Source organism: Halohasta sp. A2, from assembly GCF_056175805.1.
The window spans coordinates 79413-97568 of the sequence record NZ_JAQFWV010000003.1; the positions used below are offsets into that span (position 1 = coordinate 79413).

16 protein-coding genes are annotated in these 18156 nt (G+C 61.1%); 4 read left to right on the forward strand and 12 right to left on the reverse strand.

The genetic code is table 11. The features are described from left to right. Positions 1–56: 56 nt before the first annotated feature. The 3 genes from O2S87_RS01930 to O2S87_RS01940 all read right to left on the reverse strand — a co-directional run bounded on the left by O2S87_RS01930 (position 57) and on the right by O2S87_RS01940 (position 3490). A complete protein-coding gene (locus O2S87_RS01930; protein ID WP_475407115.1) occupies positions 57–1631 on the reverse strand; it encodes a high affinity choline transporter 1 in 1575 nt (524 codons plus the stop codon). Between the two features lie 302 nt (positions 1632–1933). After that, entirely contained in the window at positions 1934–2368 is a 435-nt protein-coding gene (locus O2S87_RS01935; protein ID WP_475407116.1) for an MPN domain-containing protein, read from the reverse strand. A gap of 153 nt (positions 2369–2521) precedes the next feature. Continuing rightward, positions 2522–3490 (reverse strand): formyltetrahydrofolate deformylase, encoded by a 969-nt coding sequence (locus tag O2S87_RS01940; protein ID WP_475407117.1) that lies wholly within the window; start codon positions 3488–3490, stop codon positions 2522–2524. Between the two features lie 169 nt (positions 3491–3659). Here O2S87_RS01940 and purS point away from each other — a divergent pair, with 169 nt between their 5' ends. Beyond that, a complete protein-coding gene (purS, locus tag O2S87_RS01945) occupies positions 3660–3923 on the forward strand; it encodes a phosphoribosylformylglycinamidine synthase subunit PurS (protein ID WP_475407118.1) in 264 nt (87 codons plus the stop codon). Beyond that, positions 3920–4597 (forward strand): phosphoribosylformylglycinamidine synthase I, encoded by a 678-nt coding sequence (gene purQ, locus O2S87_RS01950; protein ID WP_475407119.1) that lies wholly within the window; start codon positions 3920–3922, stop codon positions 4595–4597. Before purS ends, purQ begins: the two co-directional genes overlap by 4 nt. Positions 4598–4661: 64 nt before the next feature. On the opposite strand, the gene O2S87_RS01955 is transcribed toward purQ, so the two are convergent. The 4 genes from O2S87_RS01955 to arcS form a co-directional block, all read right to left on the reverse strand. Then, complete coding sequence (locus tag O2S87_RS01955; protein ID WP_475407120.1) at positions 4662–5738, reverse strand: archaeosine biosynthesis radical SAM protein RaSEA; 1077 nt, start codon at positions 5736–5738, stop codon at positions 4662–4664. A 390-nt stretch (positions 5739–6128) separates the two neighbouring features. Further along, on the reverse strand, positions 6129–8195 hold the full coding sequence (locus O2S87_RS01960; RefSeq protein ID WP_475407121.1) for a bacterio-opsin activator domain-containing protein: 2067 nt from the start codon (positions 8193–8195) through the stop codon (positions 6129–6131). A 98-nt stretch (positions 8196–8293) separates the two neighbouring features. After that, on the reverse strand, positions 8294–8728 hold the full coding sequence (locus O2S87_RS01965) for a thiol-disulfide oxidoreductase DCC family protein (RefSeq protein WP_475407122.1): 435 nt from the start codon (positions 8726–8728) through the stop codon (positions 8294–8296). A gap of 206 nt (positions 8729–8934) precedes the next feature. Beyond that, positions 8935–10692 (reverse strand): archaeosine synthase subunit alpha, encoded by a 1758-nt coding sequence (gene arcS, locus O2S87_RS01970; protein WP_475407123.1) that lies wholly within the window; start codon positions 10690–10692, stop codon positions 8935–8937. 82 nt (positions 10693–10774) lie between these two features. Between arcS and O2S87_RS01975 the strand changes: the two genes are divergently transcribed. Then, complete coding sequence (locus O2S87_RS01975) at positions 10775–11236, forward strand: pyridoxamine 5'-phosphate oxidase family protein (protein ID WP_475407124.1); 462 nt, start codon at positions 10775–10777, stop codon at positions 11234–11236. Between the two features lie 59 nt (positions 11237–11295). Here the strand turns inward: O2S87_RS01975 and O2S87_RS01980 are convergent, their stop codons facing one another. Beyond that, positions 11296–12138, reverse strand: coding sequence for an alpha/beta fold hydrolase (locus tag O2S87_RS01980; RefSeq protein WP_475407125.1), 843 nt, complete (start codon positions 12136–12138; stop codon positions 11296–11298). Between the two features lie 196 nt (positions 12139–12334). On the opposite strand from O2S87_RS01980, the gene O2S87_RS01985 reads away from it, so the two are divergent. Then, positions 12335–14224 carry an ABC transporter ATP-binding protein gene (locus tag O2S87_RS01985; protein ID WP_475407126.1) on the forward strand — a complete coding sequence of 630 codons (1890 nt, stop codon included), beginning with the start codon at positions 12335–12337 and terminating at the stop codon, positions 14222–14224. A 226-nt stretch (positions 14225–14450) separates the two neighbouring features. Here the strand turns inward: O2S87_RS01985 and O2S87_RS01990 are convergent, their stop codons facing one another. Genes O2S87_RS01990 through O2S87_RS02005 form a run of 4 tightly spaced genes read right to left on the reverse strand, consistent with a single transcriptional unit; the run spans position 14451 to position 18016 of the window. Beyond that, positions 14451–15458, reverse strand: coding sequence for a potassium channel family protein (locus O2S87_RS01990; RefSeq protein ID WP_475407127.1), 1008 nt, complete (start codon positions 15456–15458; stop codon positions 14451–14453). 48 nt (positions 15459–15506) lie between these two features. Continuing rightward, positions 15507–16997 carry a tRNA guanosine(15) transglycosylase TgtA gene (gene tgtA / locus O2S87_RS01995; RefSeq protein ID WP_475407128.1) on the reverse strand — a complete coding sequence of 497 codons (1491 nt, stop codon included), beginning with the start codon at positions 16995–16997 and terminating at the stop codon, positions 15507–15509. Between the two features lie 57 nt (positions 16998–17054). Next, entirely contained in the window at positions 17055–17600 is a 546-nt protein-coding gene (locus O2S87_RS02000; protein WP_475407129.1) for an NUDIX hydrolase, read from the reverse strand. Between the two features lie 47 nt (positions 17601–17647). After that, complete coding sequence (locus O2S87_RS02005) at positions 17648–18016, reverse strand: CHY zinc finger protein (RefSeq protein ID WP_475407130.1); 369 nt, start codon at positions 18014–18016, stop codon at positions 17648–17650. Positions 18017–18156: the final 140 nt, after the last annotated feature.

Consider the following 18156-nt stretch of genomic DNA (forward strand, 5'->3'; position numbering starts at 1 on the left):
TACTGGGTACATATTTCACCAAATATATACGATAAAACGAAACGGTGTCTGTTCGATTACTCGTCGTCGTCCCCGCCGGCGACGATCGTCCGGTGGCCATTTCGGTTCAGCGTCCGGACGCCGTAGCTGTCCTTGGTGGCGTACGCAACGGCAACGAAGGTGACAAGGCTGACACCGGCCGCGATGAACGTTGGCAGCCCGTCGAACGCCGAGGTGAATATGTCGTTTTCGATGTACAGCAGCGTGTTCTCGTAGGCGTACGTCGTCGGCACCATGGCGAACAGCACCAGCCGTGTCAGCGAACCACTGACCATCGAAGCCAACGCCGCCGGCGTGGTCGCCATCTCGGACCAGTACAGTCCCAACACCAGCGGGACGAACGCGCCCGCCAACATGATGTCGAACGCCAACACGAGCAACATCCCGGTCGCCGAAACCCGGATGGCAAAGAAGACGCCAAGCAGCGTGATGGGGACCGCCATCAGCCGGGTGACCGTCAGCAGTTTGTCGCTGTCGGTACCGAGCAAACTACTGTCGTCGGTCGACTCGTTGTCGGTTGAACCGCCGTCGGTTGCGACGGCCGTGCTCTCGTCGACGCGGATGTTACCGATGTTGCGGGCGAGCACGGCCGACGTGCCGAGGATCGCACCGTCACTGGTCGAGAAAGATGCCGCGAGGATGCCAGCGATTACGAGCGCGGCGAGCCACGGCGGCACGGCGTTCTGTAGCAGTGTGTAGAGAACGGCTTGACCGCCGCCTTCGACACCCAGCGACCCAAGAATCGAGTCGGCCGACAGCGCGACGATTGAAAAGGGAATCCCGATGATCAGTGTGCCCGCACTCCCAATGAAGCAGGCCTTTTGGGCGGTTTCGGGACTGTCGGCCGCAAACACTCGTTCCATGAAATCGATGGCGACGATGTCACCGAGGCCGAGTGCGACGATCGTTGCTAGATTGATGTAGGCCCCCTGGCTCGGATCAGTCAGCTGGCCGAGGTTGCCCGGTCCGGCCCCCTCTGGGATGGTGAAGCCGAACTGGCTCCCCACGAAGATGATGAGCGCCATCGAGCCGACGAAGGCGATTCCCGCCTGGAGGAAGTCGGTGTACGCCACCGAGAACAGTCCACCCGCGACCGTGTAAGACAACACCAGTCCGGCGATGACGAACACCCCGACTTGGAAACTCGTGCCGACGAAGATCTCGAACAGGTAGCCACCGGCGACGAGGTTCCCCGCCAGCAGGAAGGCGTAGGCGACCGACATGATCACGCTCGCGAGTACTTCGGCCGTCCGACCGTACTTGCGCCGGTAGAAATCAGGCAGCGTCGTGAGGTTCATCCGGTTCATCGGTTTGGCGAAGAACAGTCCGGTCAGAAGCAGACACAACGCCAGCCCCACCGGAAGTGCCGCACCGGCCCAGAAGCCGAAATCGGCAACCAGATCCGTGTTCCCAAGCGTCGCATTCGAGTCGAGCGATTGGGCCATCAGCGTTGCTGCCGCCAGCGGGAGAATGAGCCCCCGGCCGGCAACGATATAATTGATACTGTCGCCTTTTACTTTCCGAGCGACGTAGAAACCGATCGCCATCATCGCCGCAATAACGCCGAAGATCCCGTACAGAATCACGCTCATCGGCTGTTTACCTCCGTCAACCCACTGGTGGCTGTTGTGCATCTGTCTATCCTATTGCGCAATTGGGTCTGCTTCGCGTGCATATTTTCAACAGAAGTTGAGAAACAGCCAAGGATAAAAAGCTCTGGCCTGTATTTGTATGATTGTCCTGGGTAACACGAATGCACGTATAAACGACGCCCATCTATACGAATACGTATATACAGTTTATACAACTCGTCGGAACCTGATCGGACAGCCTACCGGTGCGAATCCGACCGCTGTTGGGTGGCCTTACGCGGATTCGAGGGACACAAAAAGACCTACAGCCGAGCCAACGGCGTACCCGTAGTGTCGGCTGCGACGCGGAGTTCTCGCCAGTCGACCAGGCTGCGTTTGAAGCCACGATAGCTCAGTATTCGTCCTCGGGGCGCGAAAACCACGAGCGCAAAGGATTCGGGAATCGAGCGTTTGTCGATCCGTGTGAGTCCGGAGATCGATTCGGGGCTCGTGTGTGAGTGGTAAAACACGCGCGGCGGCGGTGGCGTTCGCTCGTCGACAGTTGTTTCGAATCGGCGTCTCGGCATCGACGAATCGTTCGGGAACGGCACGTGACGGGTCGCATGCAGACGCCTGCCGCGATGCTGACAGCCGAGAAAGCCGCCAGCCTCCGCTGGGTGGTGGGCTGCGACGTGGCTCTCGATGGACGCGCGGATGGCTGGCGGAATGACGATCGTTCGGATCGGCCACGGAAGCACACTGTACTCTATCAGTGGTGTCGTACAGTCCTTTCGACTCTGGCAGACAACTGCGCAAGGGACCGTCGCTACTACCGCTTTCAGACGACTCTGTTCGGTCTATTCGTCTCGGTCGTCCACCAGTTACGTACCAAACGTCTTCAGGAACTCGCCTCAGTCGTTGGCGACGGTCGGCGCATCGGTTTTCTCGATCCCACCGTCGACCGGCTCGGTCGGATTGGCCTTTTGGGCCGCCTTCGAGAGTCCGAGCTGGTAGGCGCTCGGGTCGGCCGAATCCCGGAGGCTCGTCCGGCCGCGGTGGACGCCAACCGCGTCGTCGAGATGCAGGTCGACCGCTTCAACGAGCGCCTCGGCCTCGAGTGGCTGGCCGCGGGCCTTGATTTCGTCAATAAGTGCATCGTCCGGCACGTCGAAGGCGCGCTGGGTGATGATGGGGCCCTGATCGAGGTCAGTTGTGACGTAGTGAGCCGTGACACCCGCGATTCTGACGCCCTCCTCTTTGGCTTGGCGGTAGGCTGCCGCGCCGGGGAACGCAGGCAGCAACGAGGGGTGGATGTTGATAATACGATCCTCGTAGCGGAAGACGATCTTCGGGCCGAGAATCCGCATATACCGAGCGAGGACGATCAGGTCGACGTCGTGTTCGGCCAGAATGTCGAGCATGCGGTCTTCGTCGGGCGATCCCTTGCCGTCGCCGACGTCGTAGAACGGAACGCCGTGCGAGTCGGCCAGTTCGCGGAGCGTGCCACGGTTGCCGACGACGGCACTGATTTCGACGTCGAGATCGCCGGATCCCGAGGCATCGAGCAGAGCTTCGAGGCAGTGGGATTCCTTGGTGACGAACACCGCAATGCGCTGGGTTTCGCGGTCGCTGGGAAACCGGACCTGGATCTCGACGCCGAGTTCCCGACCAAGCTCCGAAAGCGCCTCGCGGAGCTCCTCGCGGTCGGTCGACATCTCGCCGGTGTCGACGCGCATCGACATGCGGAAGAGCCCATCACGGACCGCCTGATCGAGGTCCTCGATGTTGATTCCGCGCTCGAAAAGCAGGGTGGTGACGCGTGCGATGAGTCCGGTTTTGTCGCCTCCGATAACGGTGATCTCGGTGAGTTCGGTCGTCATCGACACACCTCCACGCCGCCTTCGATTGGGGTCATTACCGGCCGAAAGCAACCCGGAGCCAAAAACGTGTCCATCCTTCGAATGGTCCACATACGCGAGTGTTATCCACGAACGTGCCCAAACGCGCGGTTCCAAAAGAGCTTTTGACCACGCTCGCCCACCCTCGCGTATGACTGCCTACACTGCGACCGTCACTGTGCGGCTGAAACACGGCGTGCTCGATCCAGAGGCCGAAACTACCAAGCAGGCGCTCCAACGACTCGGCTTCGACCTCTCTGCGCTCCGAGCGGCCGACCGCTACGAAGTCGACCTCGCGGCCGACGACGCCTCCGAAGCCGCCGAACGTGCCGAGGAGATGGCCGAGCGCCTGTTGGCGAATCCCACGATCCACGACTACGAGGTGTCGGTCGCGGAGGCCGACGGGGACCGATGACTGTCGCCGTTATCCAGTTCGGCGGCTCGAACTGCGACCGGGATGCGGTTAGGGCACTCAGGTATCTCGGGATCGACGCCGAACGCGTTTGGCACGAAGACGGTCTCCCAGCGGATACCACGGGGATCATGCTTCCCGGCGGCTTCTCCTACGGCGATTACCTCCGTGCGGGCGCGATGGCCGCCCGGTCGCCGGTCATGGCCGAGATCCGCGACGCTGCCGCGGACGGAACGCCAGTTTTGGGCGTCTGCAACGGCGCGCAGATCGGCAGCGAATCCGGGCTCACCGACGGCGCGTTTACGACAAACGAGAGCGCCCGCTTCCAGTGTGAACACGTCTTTCTGCGGGTCGAGAACGCGGAGACGCCGTGGACCAAAGAGTTTGACGAGGGCGACGTTATCGAAATCCCGATCGCCCACGGTGAGGGTCGCTTCGAGATCACCGACGAGCGCTACGAGAAACTGGAGGCCGACAACCGCGTGCTGTTCCGGTACTGTGACGCTGATGGTGAACTCACCGAGGCGGCGAATCCCAACGGGTCGACTGGCAACGTCGCCGGGATTTTGGGCGAGCACGAATCGGTCGCCGTGTTGATGCCCCATCCCGAGCGGTCGACGCTGCCGGATGTCGGCGGAACTGATGGACAAGCGATTTTGACTGGCTTCCGTGCTTGATTGACTCGGTGCAGACCTACTTCGAGCGGATTTTAAATAGAACGTATATTTCAGTAGTCGGTCCCTACCGCGCCAACGGCATCGCGTAACTCGTCTCCTCTTCGATGACCAGTTGCCACGTCCGCTTGCAGTCACAGTCGACCTGCCCGAACACACTCGAATCCTGCCGGAGATCGAAGTCCTTGATCGCCTTCTGGACTCTGTCGTCGCACTCTCCACAGTTGTGCGCGCCCCGATCTGAGCCGTGGCCTACTGGGTCCGAAATGACGATCGCGTCGACGTCCGCGGTCTGCTCTAGTACATCCGCGACCGACCAGAGCCACGGCGGTCTGTAGCCGCCCGCTCGAAAGAGTTCGTTGACCATCGTGTAGCGCTGGACGTTACAGGGGTTCATCGACACCGTGTGGCAACCGTCGACGGCGGCACACCGCCGGATTGACTCTGCCATGTCGTCGCGGGCCTCGGGCTCCGAGAGGAACGGCGGCTTCATCAGGAGGTAGGCCTTGACGCCCGCACCTGCTTCCTTGGCAGTGGCGCAGGCAGCCTCGAAATCGGTGAATTCGAAATACTTGTTCACACAGTCGTGGCGTACGCGGTCGGTCGCCGTTTCGAGGCCGATGGCCACGTCGACCGCGAGCCCCTGGTCGGTGAAATCCGTGAGTTTATTCTCGTCGACGAAATCCGGCAAGGATTCGAGGACGATCCGCTCGCGGTTGCCGAACGTCTCGGCGATCGCCCGGCGGGTTTCGGTGGGGACCTCGCGCTCGTCGAGGAAGGAGCCGGAGGTGTAGATCTTGATCAGATCGGTGGGCTGGTCGGTGTTGTCGGCCTCGTGGTCCAGACAGGCCTGGATCTGGTCCATCAGCGCCTCGTGTTCGACGGTGCCGCCCTCGACGCTCTCGGCGACATAGCCACACATCGTACAGCCACCCGCCCGCGCCCACCGGCAGCCGCCGGTGTTGAGGATGATCGTCAGTGACTCGTAGACGCCGTCAGGGGTGTTGTCCTCGTCGACCCAGACACGCGTGGGCTCGTGTGGGTCGTAGTGCTTTTCTTTGAGACCGCGGATCTCGCGCATCACCGAATTGTGTGCGTCCATCCCGCGCCCGTCTTCGTACACCTCTGGGCTCGGCTTGCTCATTGGGCGTAGTTCTCGCCTAAGCGATAAAACCGCATCGCACTGCCAACCCGGGTAGCGTGCGGTCGAAGTGTGGTGGGAGGAGAAGCGACAGCGGGGGCCACACAGACAGTAGTCACCGTCGGTCACGCAGCCCAGGGGTGAGACGGCTGTGACCCAGTGGATTGGTGACCACGGAGTTGTGGTGGGATTGCATGTGCCGTCCGAACGCCGGTAGTCATACCACCAGTGCGTCGCACTGTTGAAGTACGGACCGCCAGCTTAGACACATAAGCAACCATACAACCCACGTTATTAGTAATTATACCTATGCATATAGGCACATTCAAACCGATGCCCCAATGTGCATAGGTTCTTAATGTTCGATGATAATAATTCTCTCCGAAAAGACGGTCAGTTAGATATCCCTTGTTCCTGTTCGAAGAGTTCTGTGAGTAGTTTCTGTTGGCCTGCACGGAGATGCTGGAGGAACGTCGGTCCAGAGATCCCGAGTCGCTCAGCGATCGTTTCGCCGGTGTTTGTCCGTGGCCATGCAAAGAATCCCGCATGGTACGCCGCTTGCAGCGTCTCGTGTTGTCGGTCTGTGAGCGTTTCTTCGAGTTGTTGGGAAAAACCTTGGGGTGTGTCGACCGAGGTATCGAGCTGTCGTTTGGCTCGGAGTTCGACCTGTGAAAACGTGGTGGAGAACTGCTCTGCCAGCGTCCGAACGTCGGTCGTCTCGGGGACTGAGATTGAGACTGTCGCGTGGCCTCCGGTCGCGCGAAACGCGGTAAGTGAGACACCCTGTTCGGCCAGACAGTCGACGATCGGATTCCTATCGGTGGTCAACGTTGCGACGAAACACGCCTCGCGTTCGACCAGCACGGCTGGCTCTTCGAACCCTATCTGCTTGGCAGTCTCGAAAAACGCGTCCGGATCCGTCTGTTCAACGAGAACGAACTGTCGGAGACGGCCATCCGAACGCGTGTATTGGCTTTCGATACTGATCGTGCAATCGATACGCGCCGACAGCGTACTGAGTTGCTCGGTTTCACAGTCGATCTCGAAAACGACCTCGGTGTCCGCATCGCCGACGAGTGCACGCCGTTGTTCGGCCGTCCGAAGCGCGTAGCCGATCGTCTCGCCGAGTTCGGCCAACACGTCCTGTTCGCGGTGGCCAACTGTCGTCTGATTCGACGAGTACACCACCAGTACGTCATACAATACCCCGTTGTGGACGATCGGAACGAGAGCTGCAGTGCCCGAATCAGCCTCGGTTTCGGTGACGTATCTGAAACTCGTCTCACCGGATTGTGACGTCTCTGTCGGCGTTTCGACCGCAACCTGCGGGCGATCAAGCAAGGTTTCGAGCGTCTCGGAGCAGTATCGATCTGCTAACGAAACAGGCGAGTCGACCACGACGTTTGCCCCGAGTCCAGCTTTCGCTCGGGGGGTCACGCGGTTGGTTTCGAGATCGTATTCGCCGATCCAGGCGTACGTGTACCGGTCGTCACCGACAAGCCGTTCGCATACGAGCCGCTCTATTTCGCGTTGTGAACTCACACTGGTAATCGCCCGGTTTACCGACCGGATCACCTCGTTTGTCTGTCTGAGTGAGGTTAGTTCGGTTCGCTGCCGTTCGAGTTCCTGTTTGTGTTCGTCCAGCAGCGCGGCCTGTTCGAGCCGCGTCAAGGCGCTTTCGGTGTTTGTTGCGACAATCAGTATCGCATCACGGAGGTAGTCGACCGCGGTGTCGGCTTCCGCGGTTCGACCGACCAGCACCCCATGGCTACCGAGTGAGGCCCAACAGCTCACTGTTTCGAGTGATTCGACTGTCTCAGGTTCGACGACAACCGGCTCTGCTGTGTCGGCTACCGTAGAAACCGGGTCTGCGGTAGGAAGCTGCTTGCGGAGCGATGCCGACAATCCGCTGTGAGCGACGACAGAGCGTCCCTCTGGGCCTGATGCGATTACTGCGGCACCCTCGAAGCCGAGGGTCTCGCAGGTGAGCTCGACGGCGGTTTCGTAGACGGCAGTGGGTGAGGTCGCCCCGATAAACCGGTTGGCGTCGGCCGCCAGCGTACGGTTCGTCTTTTCACGGCGCATCTGTTCGACCGCGTTCCGAACCCGATTTGCCAGCAGGTCGGGCTGTTCGATCGCGGTCGTTTTCTCCATGTACTCGGTGGCACCTTTCTGCAACGCCTCCGAGGCGATTTCGCCGCCACCATGACCGGTCAACAACACAATCGGAAGGTCGGGTTGTTGCTGTGAGACGACCTCAAGCAGCTCGATACCATCCATCGTCGGCATCCGGTAATCCGTGATCAAACAGTCTAGCTTCTCGTCCAGTTTATCCGAAACACTCCGCGGTCGGGATTCGGTGTCGAATCGAAGTTCAGAGACCGATTCACATCGACTGGGGATCACATCCAGTGACTGTGGATCGTCGTCGACGTAGAGGACCCGGATCGACCGAAGCATTGCGTCTCCTTACACGTCCCTCATACTGAATGTTTTGTTTATTGTGACACTACCACAAAACCCGTCAGTAGTCATCAGCTACCGAAAGTAGGAACTCGCTACCTGAGGAATCGGTCGTTCACGTCCTCGTCAGGAACCATACACTGGTCCTTCTTTCCGAACCAGTCGTACCGGTTTGCGGCCACGACGTCGTAGAGTCGGTCGCGGACCCACCCCGGCACGAGGCGGCCCAGTGACAACAGTCGGTAGATGCCGCCGAGGTGTTCGCCGACACGGATCGCCGCGTCGGATTTAGTGTAGATTTGCCCGTCGTCGACCAACACGACCGTTTCGAGGTTGTCGGTCGACAGGCCGCTTTGCTGTCGAACCCGGTTTCCGAGCGCCGATTGGAGCGGCGCGAATCGGATCCGTCCCTCTGGATCGCGTGGAATAATATACTGGATTGTGCCGTTACAGAGATTACAGACCCCATCGAACAGCAGTATCGGGTGGTCACCACTCTCGCCGATTGGGTTTTTTTCACCAGTCGTCATAGCCATCACTCATATGTACACGCTGTTGCTCAGGAGATGATTGGTGCTACGGGTGTGTTAAACCTGCCTTCGGCTGTCCGGCATCCGGTCCGTTCTGTCAGCCCATTCTCCCAGGAGCTGTCAGTTGTGTTCTTCACGTGTCCGACGACACCAAACAGTGGTTTAACGAATCGTCACTGTATCTACCCTTTCGTATCCCGCTGGGATTACCGCTTTCTGACGTGGCGAACCTCACTGGCGACCCCACGTGACGAGTCGACCATTTCGGGGCCGCTCATCTCGGCGCGCCCGATCCCGAACGCCTTCGGCCCACGAATGACGACCTCATCGCCCGGTCGAATCTCCTCACTCGCGTCGATCACGCCCGGTGCGAGCACGCTGCCGTGGGGAACGAAGCCATCGATCTCGACGAGTTTCGTTGGCGCGTCGCTGTCGACCCAGCGGTCGGCTCCTTCGAGCGTCATCGCCAGCATGCCGTACTGTGGAACCATCGTCGCCAGCTGTTCGCCGTCACTGTTGCGAACTTGCAGTTTCGGATACCGTCCGGTGGTTCGAATGTCTATCTCATCGAACAGCAGGTCGCCTGCGTCGGGCCCGAACTGGTAGTCTGCGATCGCTTTGACCGTGTTGTGCTCGCGTTCGCGTTTCGAGTATTTGAGTTCGCCAGCCATTGCGCTCGCGAGGTTCGACAGCGACTGCGAGGAGGTGGGGTGGCCCTCGACGGTGTACTCGACGTCGACGTTCAGATCCGGTTCCACGCGTTCGACGATTTCGCGGTAGCCGTGTTCGGGGACGTGCGCGATAATCCGTGGGTAGTCGTTTCGCTGGAGGTAGCGCCGGAGCACTTCGGCGACGAACTGGATTTCGTCCTCGGACCAGCGACCCGTTACCACCGAATCGTAGTGCTGGGCCGGGTAGGTGAGTTCGAGTTCAGGCGGGACGACACCAATCGGCGAGGTCATCGAGACCGTGTGGCCGCGGAAGGCGATGGCGTCGTGGAACTGTCCGTGGCTCTGGGAGTCGCTGTAGGGTTTGCGGGCCGAACACGGGACGAGCACGAGTGGATTCTCGAACCGGTTGCGGTAGCGGGTCGTCACACGCTCGGCAAAGCGCTGAATCTCAACCCGACGAATCGAATCGCTCGTCGCCGCGGCGAGTTCGGTGTTTCTGATCACCGGGGTTCGGGCCTCTATGTAGCTATACTGGCTGTCGAACTCCCGAAACGCAGCCGTGAGCCAGTTGTCGTGGCGGGCCTGTCCCTCGATGTAGTCGCGCAGTCGACCGGCCCGGATTCGCTCTCTGACCCGTCGGAGTTCGGCGTCGAGCGCGTTCACGTTGTGGTCGATGCACTCGGCCTGGCCGAACTCCTCACGAGGCTGCTGGCAGGCCGGACAGCTACAGGGAAGCTCTCGGAGGTCTTCGAGGAAGGCTTCGCCGTCGCTGGTCAGATACATGCCTTGGCTCCCTTTTATTTTCGCCAGTTTGGCGTCGACCGCGTCGACGCCCGCAAACACCAGCGTCGCCACGTTCACCGGTGTCGCAACGCCCGACAGCACGATCGCGGTATCGGCCGGAAGCGCGTCTTTCGTGCGGACGATTGCGTCTTTAAATGCTTCACCGTGACCGACAACCCCTGAGGCGTCACTCAGAATATAGGCGTCGACGCCGAGGTCGCGGGGCGACTGCGAGGAGACGACCGCGGCGGCGGGGAAGTCGACGTCGACGGGTTGTGTCGCGAACGCCTCACGGACCTCCTCGCGCGTGCCTGCGGGCAATGATCGGTGTGGCAGCAGTGTCAGCCGGTCGGCGTCACCCTCGGGAATCGGCCGGTCGGCCGTCCACTGGCTGCCAGCGTCGACGAGCACGTCGTCAACAAGCGCCGGAGTGAAACGCGGTGTCGAGAGCCGCAGTTCGCCGAGACGGGCCGCGCCGTCGCGGTCGAGAACTTCGAAATAGTCGGTCATACCAGGGTTCGGCAGGCGAGCGTGAACTATCTTGCTTTTCGTCGACCTGGGGGTTTTTCCAGTTGCCGGTCGATTCGCCGGTATGGATCCAACTGGCGCGTGGGGCCGTGAGCGAACCGAGTCGTTTCTCACTGCCGAGACGATCCCGCTTCGGCTCTCGTGTCGACGTCCCAACGGCGACCTCTGGATGCTCTCGCTGTGGTATCGCTACCGAGACGACGCGCTGTGGTGTGCGACCAGCGCCGAAGCCGACGTCGTCGACTACCTCGCCCACGACGACCGTGTGGCGTTCGAGATCTCGACCAACGAGCCACCATATAAAGGTGTCAGAGGGAATGGAACCGCGAGTGTCGACCCTGATCTCGACAAGACGCTTTTAAAAGGCCTCCTCAACCGGTACCTCGGTGGAACCGACTCACCGTTGGCCGAGCGATTGCTCTCGCCCGACCGAGAGGAAGTCCGGATCCGGATCACCCCTTCGCGCACCTATACGTGGGATTTCAGTGATCGAATGGCTGGATCGGTTCCGGATAGCCCCCAGTAGCCACTGCCTACTGCGAGCAGTCGACGCCATCGATTCTTTCACAAAACAGTACTCACCTCCTACGGTTCGTTGTCGAGAAACGTCCGTAGTTCCTCGCGGTAGGCCTCGGGGCGATCTTCGATGACCCAGTGATTGGCCCCATCAAGCCCGACGAGTTCGGCATTCGGAATATCGGATTCAAGCCGTTCGCCGTACGAGATCGGCTGGAACTCGTCGTCAGCACCCCACAGCAACAGGGTTCGGGCGTCGACCTCCCCAGGGTCGACCTCGGTCGTATGGTTCGTGTTCGTCGCGATCGCACACCGCGACAGGGAAATCCGGCCCTCCTCGGAGTCCCACGGCGCTTTCATTCCCGCGACGAACTGCTCGTCGACATCGTCGTCCACGAGCCCGTCGCGGAACATCCCGTCGAGCATGCCCTGCACGTCGTCGACGCCTATCGACTCGATCGTCGACGGGAGGCCGAGGTTGACGATCGACTCGATCGGCCACGAGTCGTAACAGACCGCATTGGAGAGAACAAGTCGGTCGACGGCCTGCGGCTTGTGGACCGCGTACCGAAGCCCGACGCCGCCGCCAAGATCGTGGCCGACAAACGCGACAGGGCCGACATCGAGTTGATACAACAGGTCGTCGACCATCGCCTCCTGCGCGCGAATCGAGCGGTCGAAACTGTCGTGTTGGGCGGAGTTGCCGTAGCCCACCATATCGGGGGCAATCACCCGGTAGTCAGTAGCGAGGTCGGTCACAACGCCGCTCCAGAGGTACGACGAGGTCGGAATCCCATGCAAGAACACGATCGGTGGGCCGTCGCCCGCGTCGTAGTAGGCGACATCGAGGTCGTGACCGTCGACGGTGACGGTCGTCGAATCCTGTTCAGTCGACCATGTGTCGTACTCCATACACGATCTTCCCCCGCACTTCGGGAAGCGGTTTTTGCGGAGTACTACGGCGTTAGGTGTTGACTACTATACGTGTCTTTCAGTGGTAGTCGTCGACTACTCCGGCCGTCTGAGCCACGATGGACTGAGAAACGCAACCTCACTGGCAGCGGGCGTCGAACGTCAGTGTTACACTGGGACAGCCAGTAGGTCGAGTATGGCCGACGAACACGGCGGGTTCGAAGCGATCCGTGAGAACGTCGACGGCCACCCGATGGTCGGACTCCTCCGGTACGCCCTGCGCTACTGGCCGCGGCTTCTCGCTGGCGTCATCGCAGCCGTTCTCACACGGTTTGCTCGCCTGGTCCCGGCGCTCGTTGTCGCCGCCGCCATCGACCGCGTCGTGCTCAGTGGGCCCGATCCCGGACTGCTGACGGACGTAGGACTGCTGCCGACCGGTGAGATTACAGGTGAGGCTGCCCGACTCGCCCTGCTTCGGCGGTTGGTCGCCATCGCCGCGATCGCGTACCTGGTTCGTTCGGTGACGCGATTTGTCTCGCGGTACCTGCTGCAGTCGACCGCTCAGAAAATCCAGCGGGATCTCCGGAACGACGCCTACGACCACCTTCAGCGGCTTTCGATGGATTTCTTCGTCGACCATCAGACCGGCGGCATGCTGTCGATCCTCAACAGCGACATCAACCGCCTCGAACGGTTTTTGAACACCGAGTTCCGCCAGCTGATCCGCGTTGTTGCGACGGTTGGGGGAATCACCGTGATCCTCTGGAGCTATTCGCCGAAACTCGCCACTATCGCCCTACTTCCGGTGCCGATTATCGGCCTTGCCAGCGCGAAGTTCCTCACCTGGATCGAGCCCCGATACAAGTCGATCCGCGAGACCGTTGGGCGACTGAACGCCCGACTGGAGAACAATATCGCAGGCGGCGACGTGATCAAGACGTTCGACCGCTACACCTTCGAGTACGACCGGGTCGCCGCTCAGAGCGACCGCTACCACGACGAACAGGTCCGAGCGCTTCGTATGCGGCGTGGCTTTTTCGCGAGCCTCCGGCTGCTGACTGGCGTTGCCTTCGTCGCCATTCTCTACGTGGGTGGCCGGGATGTCATCCTGCTCGGCGATGCGGGAGCGCTCTCGACCGGCGCGTTCGCCCTGTTTTTTCTCTATCTCCGGCGGCTCTACTCGCCGATGCGGCGGATTGGTCGGTCGGCCAACCGATACCAGCAGGCCAAATCCAGCGCCGAACGTGTCTTCGGCTTGCTTGGCCAGACGCCAACCGTCTCCGACCCGGTCGACCCCCACGTCGTCGACACAATAAACGGAGACATCGAGTCCGACCACGTGACGTTCGCCTATGGCGATCGCGAGCCAGTCATCCGGGACGTCTCGCTCGATATCACGGCCGGAGAGACGATCGGTCTCGCCGGTGAGACGGGGGCGGGAAAGTCGACGCTCACCCGCCTCGTCCCCCGGTTCTACGACGTGGACGCGGGAGCCGTCAGGGTCGACGGCGTCGACGTCCGCGAGTACGCCCGCCAGGATCTCCGCCGGGAGATCGTCATCGTCGGCCAGTCGCCGTACCTCTTTTCAGGCACGGTGGCTGAGAATATCGCCTACGGCGACGCGGACGTCCTCTCGGCGCTCCGGGAGGGCGACTCGGTGCCTACCGACGTGGTCGAAGCGGCTGACGCCGCCGAGGCCGACCGATTTATTACCGAACTGCCACAGGGCTACCACACCGAGATCGGCGAGCGCGGTGTGAAACTCTCGGGCGGCCAGCGCCAGCGACTCGCCATCGCGCGGGCCATTCTCAACGATCCTGCGATCATTATCCTCGACGAGGCCACCAGCGACGTCGACACCGAGACCGAAGGCCACATTCAGGAGAGCCTCTCGCGGCTGATTGCCGACCGCACGGCGCTGGTGATCGCCCACCGGCTGTCAACGATTCGGGATTCCGACCGGGTGGTTGTGATGGAAGACGGCGAACTAATCGAGCAGGGGCCCCACGACGAACTGGTCGCCGCGGGCGGCACGTACGCGGACCTGTGGGGCGGGCAGGCCGACGAGACCGCGATCGCTGATTGACCGTCGAGCGTGCGGTTGCGTGGGGGTATCCCAGTCGTATTCGGCCTTTTGCAGGCTTCAGCCACCCATCGGGATTGAATCACCGAGGTGCTGGCTGGTTTTAAATAAGTGGCCCCTCCGACTGTGTGGTTCTCTCGACTGAGTCGGCGGCTGCGCTGCGGTCGACATAGTGGTGCAGTATACACGGACTACCGACGAGTAGCGACCGGCTACTGTCGATCACAACTCAGCGTTGATCGTCTCCGGACGCCGGCCACTCCCGCATATCCGAGTTGACGAGGCCGAGCAGTGCTTGTCGCCGTTCGGCACGCTCGTCGACCGATGTTTCGAACGCCTCATGGTCGACCGTTGGAACCCCCACCTCGTGGAGCGAGGCCAGATCGGGCGGTGGCGGGGTTTGTTCGGCAGGGGTAATGAACGCGCTTCGGAGGATTTCGAGGTAGCTGTCGACGCTCGAACGGGCGTTGACGACTATCGGCTGGCTCGGACGGCGTTCTGCAGGAATCCCATCTTCGATGAGCGTGAGTGCTTCGTCTAACACCACGATTGCAACCACTGGTGCCCGTTCGGGGTTGGCGTTGTGAAAGTAGTGGAGAAGCGGGTAGGCACGGTGGTTCGAGGCGAGAGTGTTGAGCTGTGAGGTCGCCGTGGATAACGGCAGTTCGAGCCCACTCAAGGTCTCGTCGTTCCATCCTCGACGGACGACCTCCTCGCTCCGCAAACCGAGGCCGGTGACCCCGCTTGCGAAGGCGCGTTTCTGCGTGACCGCATCCAACACTGACAGGACGTACGTGACGCCCAACGTAATGAAGAGCATGCCACTGGCAGTCGTCAGTGTGGTCGCGATCTGCCACCAGCCATCGCGGGGAACGATATCGCCATTTCCCAGTGTAAACAGTGTGTAACCGACGAAGTAGAGCCGGTCTACCCACGAAACTGGTCCGGTCCCCACGGTGTCGATGAGCGGAACGCTCCCGCTCATAAACACGAGCGTCCAGCCGGTCCACAACAGGACGATCCACACTGACAGCGTCGACACCAACAGGATCGGTCCCGAGAGGCTCAGTAACCGGGGATACTGGCCGACCGTCGCTCGCATGACGAACCAGGTTCGGGCCATCAGGCGGGCCGTCAGCGGGCCCGCACCTCCTTCGACCCAGAGGGTGGTCCACAATAGGTCGACGACCACGACGCCGATCACCACGATCCCGGCGGCCATGTAGACGAAGTTCATCACGCATATAGCTCGCTGTCCAGCCGGAAAGCTCTCCCCGCCGACCGGTTAGGCTACCGAGTCCTGAATGTCCGACAGCCATTCGACCATCACCCGATCAGGTATTCGGTCGACGGCGTCGGGGTGCCACTCCTCGATGGCGAGCGTGAACTCGGTGTCCGAGTTGGCCTCGACGAGCGCCCGAACGCCATCCGCGGCTGCGAGCTGGCCGTTCCGGTCGGCTCGATCGGGAACGGCTGCAGTCAACGGATAGCTGTCGGAGAGTTCGCGGGGAAACGGGCCGAAGGGAGCGACGATGCGCCAGGCGTCGTCATACTCATTGCTTTCGGGTGCGCCAGCTTCGGTCAACAGCAGCCGGTTGGGTGTCTCGAACCGTTCGAGTCGCCGGTGGTGCCGCAGGACTTCGGGTCGACGCGCGCTCTCGGGCGATGTATAAAAGAAGGTGCCCTTCGAGACAGGGTCTTCACGTTCGAGTTGGTCAGCGTGATCCATGAGTGCCCGATAGCCGTCGTACATGGCGGGATGGCCCCGTGCGCGCCGGTCGACGAGTTCGAGCAAGTTTCCGCTTCGGATCGCCTGCTTGATTCGGCGGAGTTCCTCGAACGTGACGTGGAGGTTGTGCTCGGCGAGCAGTCGTTCACGATCGTCGTCGGCTTCGGCTCGCAGATCTGCGGGCGTGTACTCGGCACAAATCGGACACGAACACGGGAAGTAGTCGAGATCGTCGAGCTGTTGGGTGCCCGAGACGGTGAGGTATCGTCTCGCGCGTGCGTAAAGCGCATAGGCTGCCGAATCGAACAAATCACAGCCAAGCGCAACCGCCAACGCGAGCATCATCGGGTGGCCAGCGCCGAAGAGGTGGACCGGACAGTCGACCGAAAGTCCGCGTTTGGCTGCCGCCACCGTCGTGACGAGATCGGCGTAGCGGTAGTTGTTCATCATCGGTACAACCGCACCAATCGGGAATACGTCGAGATCCGTCGCTGCGGCGTGTCGACCCGCCTGCTCGCGCAAGTCGGGGTACGTAGAGCCCTGAACGGGAGCATTTATAAGCATCTCGCCGAGATCGAGCTTTTCGGCATCGGCCAGCGCCTGCTCGGTGATCTGTAGGTCGGATTCCGCCTGCTCACGACTGACATCAGGTGGGGTTGGAATGTCGACCGGCGTGCCGATATCGGAGCCGATCTCGTACTGGAACCGAAGGATCTCTTCGGTCGACACCTCGATATCGCCGTACTCGGCGAGCTGGAACGAGCCCGAGTCAGTCATGATCGCGCCGTCGAACCCGAGCAGTTCGTGGAGTCCCTCGTCGAGCGCCCGCCCCCGAAGGCGCTCTGTCTGGCGAATAATGTATGAGTTGGTGATGAGGATGTCGACGTCGAACTCGGATTCGAGCCGAGAGGGCTCGACGGTCAGGGTGTTGGGGTTGATTACTGGAAGCAGGGCGGGCGTTTCGATCGTTCGGTCGGCCCGCGGGACGTCAAGTCGGCCGATCCGTCCGGCCCCGTCGGCATCCCGGATCTCGAAGTGGTCGCGCATATACCCGAGCTACCGGCGGTGGCTCGGTAAGGATTGCGTTCGAGGGCTGATCGCCGGTCAGCGTCGTGTCAGTTCGTACTGCGTGATCGCCAGTGCAGCACGGCCATCAGATAGCTTGTTGTCGACAACGGCCGAGAGATACTCGTCGTACGGCGTAACGTCGACACGGATGCTCTCGTTGAAATCCAACTCCCGCTCGCCAGCCGGCTCGCAGTCGTAGGCGACGAAGTGGTGATGGACCGAGTTGGCGATGCCGTTCGACGGCTCGACCGTCAGTAGGTGTTCGAGCCGATCGGCCTCGTAGCCGGTTTCCTCGCGGAGCTCCCGTCGGGCGGCATCGAAGACGTCTTCGTCCTTTTCGACCGAGCCAGCTGGTAGTCCTCGGTTGACCCTGCCGACGGCCTGTCGCCACTCTTCGATGACGACCACGTCCTCATCCGGCGTTAGAGGAAGAATAACGACGGCGGGCGACTCGTCGACGTGGTGGTAGTCGGTGACTGTGCCGTCGGGAAGCCTGACTGCATCCCGCTGTATTGCGAAGCCCGGACACTCGTAATCGACTTCGGAGGCCACTGTCTCCCATTCGAGCGAATCTTTACTCATGGGTCGACTCTCCTGCGGCGAGCGTTAAATATCACCGGTCGAAACAGTCATTTGACCGAATCGACTGCGAAGTATCGGTCGGCATGGTGTCGACAGCCCGGATTGAATTCGGCCTCGCAGGTCGGACACCGATGGTCACAGTCGAGGTACGCTCGAATCGTGAGTTCGCTGCCACAGACGCCGCACAGTACGGCCGGGTGATCGAACTGATCGCGAGACCACTGGACGGCGTCGTGGTCGACACAGCTGTCGTGGCACTGAAAACAGGCGTAGTACGTTCCACAGCAGGGCAATCGGATCGCAACGACATCCCGGTCGGTGTGGTAGTGGGCACACCGTGTTTCGTCATCGATGTCGACACCGATGACGGTCGGGCTCTGTGCTGTCGGTCGGTGTCGTCGACAGTTCGAACGCATTCGACCGATACTCGTCGTCGCGATACATGAGGTCGACGGCTCAAACGAGACCCACTCACACGGTTTGAAACGTATCGGTCAGTTCTGTTTCTCCGTCTGCGGGCTGACTCGGGTGAATCTGTCACTTGGGTTTATCACGG